Raw genomic sequence first — 5398 nt, 5'->3', positions numbered from 1 at the left:
CGCTGGTTTGCCATGCTTCGATATGAATTCGTCGTATTTCTAATGATGACATCGTTCCTCCTTGGAAAAGATTTGAGGATAGCAATGATGTATCAGGGTGTTAATGTGGAAGGGTTGGAGGCTTACTGTATTCCAGCCATTCTCAGCCTTGTATTTGATTTGCACGCCATCAGTCCAGGTGATATTGGTGAATGTGCTGTCTTCACGATCCAGTGATTTTTCGGCTACCCCTTTCAGTAGGGCTTTACTCTGGAAGCGGCCTACGAGAATTTCCCAGATATCGGCGGGGCGGTATTCAACATAAATCTCGTCGAAAGTGGAATCACCCTGACGTAACCCATCCTGTGTAGGGATGTTGTCAAAAATCTTGAAGTGCAAATTGCTGTCACGGGTGGAATAACGTCCTGCGAAACGTACCTGCATCCGCCATTGCTCATTGAATTTCGCGCCAATCCCGACGCGAGGGCGAAATCGAAGTTCGTGGGTTGATTCTTCTTTGCCATTGCGGTCATCGCGCTCGCGCGAAAAAAAACTAGCACGCACATCACCATTAAGTGAAAATTCCACAGCGGAAGCTGGAGTAATCGAATGCAGGCATACTCCACAGAGCATGAGAGTCGTCCATTTCCTAAATAACACAGAATAACTTCTAAAACCATAATAAGTTATAAAAAAATTCTGTTGGCCTCCCAATGTTGCTCTTGCCAATGATCTTTCAGCCCGAAGCTTACTGTTCACTAATCACAGAATCTTCTTGAGAATAGCAGATTAAAGCTTCCTCTGTAGTGTCCTGACTGCTTCAGGGGTGGTTAGCGCACGAAAGGGATCAAGTGTCGCGAATCAAGAAAAATAACGGCAATTGGGGTTATTGTTCACCAGAATAAGAATTCATGATCCTAGTCCATGTTATTGTCTTAATCATAACGATCTACTGCCTTTGCCCGCTATACGCCACTTCACCATTCGGGTTGTAGTCTAAACGTGGCGGGTTCTTTTCCAGCTCTAGCAACAGCAGTGTTGTACTGCCACCTACACTTTGGATCGTATTACCTACCTTCGTAAGATCTATTTCAACAGTGCCCAATCTCTCATAATCTGAGGTGATCCTGACTTTTCGTTTGTTCACCTTGGCAATCGTCACGGTCACATCGGATCTCGAGCTGCCTTTCGAGTCGGAGATGACATCGCCATAATAAATGCCCGCAACCAGATCAGCCAATTCAACCGGCTTTCTCGCCTCTGTGGAAATGGGCTGTTGAGTTAAGGGCTGCTCTCCGGCTGCCGGAGGTTTTGGCTCGAGTTCGGAGGAAGAAAAGCTTGCACCAGGTATCGGCTTGGACGGTCCGTCGGCAGTAGGTGCAAGCGGTTCCCCTGCCTCAACCATTAGCATCGGCGACGATTGAGAGAGACTACGGTTTGCGGTCGGTGAATAGTTAAACAGAAGCGAAGAAAAAAGGACAACCACAGCGAGTCCACCTGCTAGCCAATAGAGCATAGATTTATGAGTGCGAAGATCCTGCTTACCACTTGATGTATTCGATTCACCAAGTGCCTTGCTAACAGCCCCCAGCAGTCTCTCCATGTCCGATTTGAAGCGGCTGTTGCTCACCTCAAGAGCGTTCCGCCGCGCAAGCGCGCGAAGAGGTTCCGGCAATGCCTCTTCGGCTGGCATGCTCGCTCCATCAAGTAGTACCGGGATCACGCGAATGTTTCGCGATAGTGCAGCAGCGATCTCAAGACGCACGAAGTCTTTAGGGTCGTTGATGCGTGGACCTGCGCCCGCTTGCTGTTCCATCCAGCGCCTGCCGATCATCGCCAGAAGAATCTCACATCGGCCCACAGCGCGCTCGATAGCTTCATCAAACGGGAAACCCGGCTCGATCGCATCCACATCCATAAAAATTCGCTCCCTGGAGAAATGCTGAACGAGCTGGTCGTAAATGGCGCGCGCGTAGCCTGCCGAGTCATCCCGGCGATAGCTAATAAAGATATGTCCGTTGCTCATCGATGTTCTATCCCACATCCTTACGCTTCCTGAATGCCATGATCTTGCTCGGTGTACCTAACGCTGGAGTTAAGCCGCCGCGCGTAGCGCGGTCGGCTTGAACGACTTGTTATGTGTTTGTTGCCCGTTGAATCAACCTGGATAGTCGTAATTTAATTTTGAACTTTTGTTTATCTAGAACCCACTTAAAAAAGCTTTTTTCGCTTTCTATTGATCCATCAAGTGTATACAAATTACAACTTGAACCGTAGTTGAGTTTAAATTGGTACTTTCGGTATTTGGAAAAGTAGTACGTTGCCCCCACCGGACCTTTTGCTAAAAACTCTCTTGCCTCATGGGGTTTCAAAGCAAGATCATTGCCCATAATCTGCATGCTTACCTTTAACGGCAATCCATCTCTTGTTAGAGATACCACAGTAACAACCCCATCAAGAGAAGTTATCTTAGATCCTACATTGGTACATTTAAACTTAAGTTCAGCACCAAAATTATTATCTGGATCATATGTTTGCTTAACCAGCACCGTATGTAGTCTTACTCTGGAAGTCCATTTTTCATACCAGAAATAAATTCCACCCGTGCCTCCAATAAGATACAGAATCTTTAAAGGGTCATTAAAAAAATAGTCAATGACTTTGTAAATTAATTCTGTCACTCAGACTCCTCAAACACATAACGTTTTGGGTAACAGGCGCGACGACAGGAGCGTCCTAGTTGACCCAATTGTTATAACCTACATTGGTAATTTCCAATCTGAAGCGTACTTTCTATACTCTGGCGCTTCTGTTTTTGGTGGCACATAGTGCTCATCATCTATTACAAAATTAGCAGCCATTAAGTCTCTCACTCCACCCAATCTCTCTGTTGAGGTGAGCTCTGATGCGATATCTTTGAAAAGTGTTGAAAAATTACCAGATTGATTATTGGCAATGAAATCAGGCAAAGGGATTTTGAAATCGAATTCTGGAAATTGCGGAAGGCCTTTTAATGCTGCAACTGAATTATATACTTTCATTAAAAAGCTTCCCTGAATCCCTTGATCAGTTTTAAGGCCATATTTTGATCTTAATTCATGTTCTGCTTTCTTGAGCTGCTTCTCCCATTTTTGGATTGATTTATTAGCCTGTGTAATTCCACCCTCATCAAACCCAATTCGTATTTCCCTTAGAAGCCCTCTTACATCCTGCAAGCATTGCTCGTTTTTTATTTCAAGAGCCGAAGATATTATGTTTCGAGCATCGCCGGACTGAACTGATAACCAAGCAGAAAATATTGGAATATCTAGTGAAACAGCTGTAGATCTTCCAGCGTCAATAATTTCACCTACCGAAGTTAATAGCTTATTCGATAAAGAACCTACTAATTTTGCCGTAAAATCGTGACCAAATGCGCCCGTCTTTTTAAACCAATGAATTTGATAAGCATGTCTAATAGGATGAAGAAAAGTATCAGCTTTTAAATAATTGGCTGCTAAGCTGTAATAAATCGACTTATAAGCAAGCCAATTTAGTGATGCGATAAACATATCCAGGGCACGGGTTGTACCACCATGACCTCGCCTAGCTGATTTTGCTTCTTCAGCCATTCTCTCTTTCGTGAGTTCTGTTCCATCTGAACCAATAAGTTTAATATCTGTTGACCAAACACCGAATGTATCGCCAGCATCCCAAAGTTCATTGTAGATAGCTGAACTCAGTTCGCTGTATTTTTCATACTCCAGTGTATTTGGTTGACCAAGCATTTTCAAGGTTAAATAATAAACGCTCGAACGCAAATCCCAAGTACAAATCATATTTAGCTTAAGTAATCCAAGTAATTCCCGGAAATCTGGGTCCACGAATTCACCTGCGCGAATTTCGGGCCGGATTAATTTTGCTTCTGATTTTGCTTTTTCTGAAAAATTGTCTAACTGATAGTCTTCTGGTGATATGAACTTTATAAAATCGAATTCTTTTTTTCTTTCTTCCTTCTGCTCTTCTTTGTAATTATCAATGCAAACAAGCTCGTCATAAAAAAGGATCGCTTGAACGAAGTTTTCTAACGCTACAAGATCACCGTTTATAGTATCGGGGTTTTTAACGACAATCTGACCCATGACCCTTTGCACAGCTGTAAGTGAGGCATTGTCAATCAGTGCATATGTCATCGGTGTTTCCTGTGGTTATAACTAGAATTAGAACTCCGAAATGACGCAATACATCACGTCAAAAATGACATCTAACACGGCAAGCTGCATGCTATCTCCTTCTGTTTTATAGAATTATGCCGAATGAGCTTTCATCATAACAAACTTTGTTAAATCCACAAATATGACGAACAAATCCCAACTTTTGGACCAGATGCGGGATAAACTCAGGCTCAAGCATTACAGCTACCGCACGGAGCAATCTGATATTGCCTGGATAAAGCGTTTCATTTTCTTTTACAACAAGCAGCATCCCGACACGATGGGAAAAAGGGAAGCTGAGTCGTTTCTGATTTATCTCGCAGTTAAACGCAATGTTGCTGCATCCACACAGAATCAGGCGCTGTGCACAACTGCTATTTTATATAAGGGAGGTATTAGGCGGTGAATACACACAAGGTTTTGCATTGTCACCCAAAAGACAAAGCTTAACCCTATTCTCTTGCTTGAAGATTCTTCCGTTTCTGCCCGGGCATTATTTGGCTGCCCCTTTGTAAACAAAAAAACCCATCCCCTTATTAAAAGAGGATGGGTATATGCAATGCTCGTTACAACCTGGATTTAAACAACATCATCCAGAATCGCTCGGCTTTGTTCGTTCCATTGCACATCCAGGAGGTTGGAAAAGCGTGTAATGACCTGGATGACAACACCCCCAGAGAACAAAGCGGCCCATGCCAGTACCACGAAGCCCCAATGTAGCGGTGCGCTAAAGAGTTCCTCCATGAACCAGAAAGCATGGCCCCATTCATTCAAGCCAACGTTCGGGAGACTCATCAGCGGACCGGCAATAGACATCACCAAAGGAAACGAGATTCCCTTGTTGTACAGCGGCAATCGCGTCCTTGCATATAGGAAAGTTGATACGCCTATGATGATGTACATCGGGAACGAGCCATAGAACAGCGGAATGTGGCTGGGCGTGAAACTGGTATCGCGAATGATCACCTGATGCCAGGAAGCATCCTGTTCAGTGAAGAAACTCGAACCCCAATAGACAGCAAACAAGTACACACCTAACCACATCATGAAATAAAAATACCGCTTAATTTCCATTTTCACCGGCAGGTTCGCCAGTTGTTCCTGGGTATCGCGTGTTTTCCATACCCAACCCCAGACCGTCAGCGCCAAGATCGGCCAGAGTGCCATTTGGAAACGCCATAGGCCCATCCAGATTTGATCGAACTCCGGTTCCATGGAGTCCATCC

The 5398-nt window shown here is 44.4% G+C and carries 6 protein-coding genes; 1 reads left to right on the top strand and 5 read right to left on the bottom strand.

Going from position 1 to position 5398, the window contains the following annotated elements; genetic code table 11:
• Positions 1–39 precede the first annotated feature (39 nt).
• The 4 genes from J5I83_RS02830 to J5I83_RS02815 form a co-directional block, all read right to left on the bottom strand.
• A complete protein-coding gene (locus tag J5I83_RS02830; protein WP_304053127.1) occupies positions 40–567 on the bottom strand; it encodes a hypothetical protein in 528 nt (175 codons plus the stop codon).
• A gap of 361 nt (positions 568–928) precedes the next feature.
• On the bottom strand, positions 929–2023 hold the full coding sequence (locus J5I83_RS02825) for a toll/interleukin-1 receptor domain-containing protein (protein WP_304053125.1): 1095 nt from the start codon (positions 2021–2023) through the stop codon (positions 929–931).
• 91 nt (positions 2024–2114) lie between these two features.
• The gene (locus tag J5I83_RS02820; protein WP_304053123.1) at positions 2115–2660 is read right to left on the bottom strand and encodes a hypothetical protein; all 546 of its coding nucleotides are present in this window, start codon (positions 2658–2660) and stop codon (positions 2115–2117) included.
• 78 nt (positions 2661–2738) lie between these two features.
• Positions 2739–4151, bottom strand: coding sequence for a hypothetical protein (locus J5I83_RS02815; protein WP_304053122.1), 1413 nt, complete (start codon positions 4149–4151; stop codon positions 2739–2741).
• Positions 4152–4314: 163 nt separating this feature from the next.
• Here J5I83_RS02815 and J5I83_RS02810 point away from each other — a divergent pair, with 163 nt between their 5' ends.
• A complete protein-coding gene (locus tag J5I83_RS02810; protein ID WP_304053120.1) occupies positions 4315–4578 on the top strand; it encodes a phage integrase N-terminal SAM-like domain-containing protein in 264 nt (87 codons plus the stop codon).
• Positions 4579–4751: 173 nt separating this feature from the next.
• Here J5I83_RS02810 and J5I83_RS02805 read toward each other — a convergent pair.
• Positions 4752–5398: methane monooxygenase/ammonia monooxygenase subunit C (locus J5I83_RS02805; protein ID WP_304053119.1), on the bottom strand; the 647-nt coding region annotated here is incomplete at its 5' end.

It is taken from the genome of Nitrosomonas communis (assembly GCF_024102715.1).
GTDB classification, from domain to species: domain Bacteria; phylum Pseudomonadota; class Gammaproteobacteria; order Burkholderiales; family Nitrosomonadaceae; genus Nitrosomonas; species Nitrosomonas communis_B.
The sequence above is the reverse complement of the archived record's forward strand: the minus strand, read 5'-3'. Positions and strand labels throughout refer to the sequence as shown.

Bases quoted from the DNA above. Each gene is read 5' to 3' on its own strand.
- J5I83_RS02825 (WP_304053125.1), bottom strand. From the start codon at position 2,023: ATGTGGGATAGAACATCGATGAGCAACGGACATATCTTTATTAGCTAT.
- J5I83_RS02815 (WP_304053122.1), bottom strand. From the start codon at position 4,151: ATGACATATGCACTGATTGACAATGCCTCACTTACAGCTGTGCAAAGG.
- J5I83_RS02810 (WP_304053120.1), top strand. From the start codon at position 4,315: ATGACGAACAAATCCCAACTTTTGGACCAGATGCGGGATAAACTCAGG.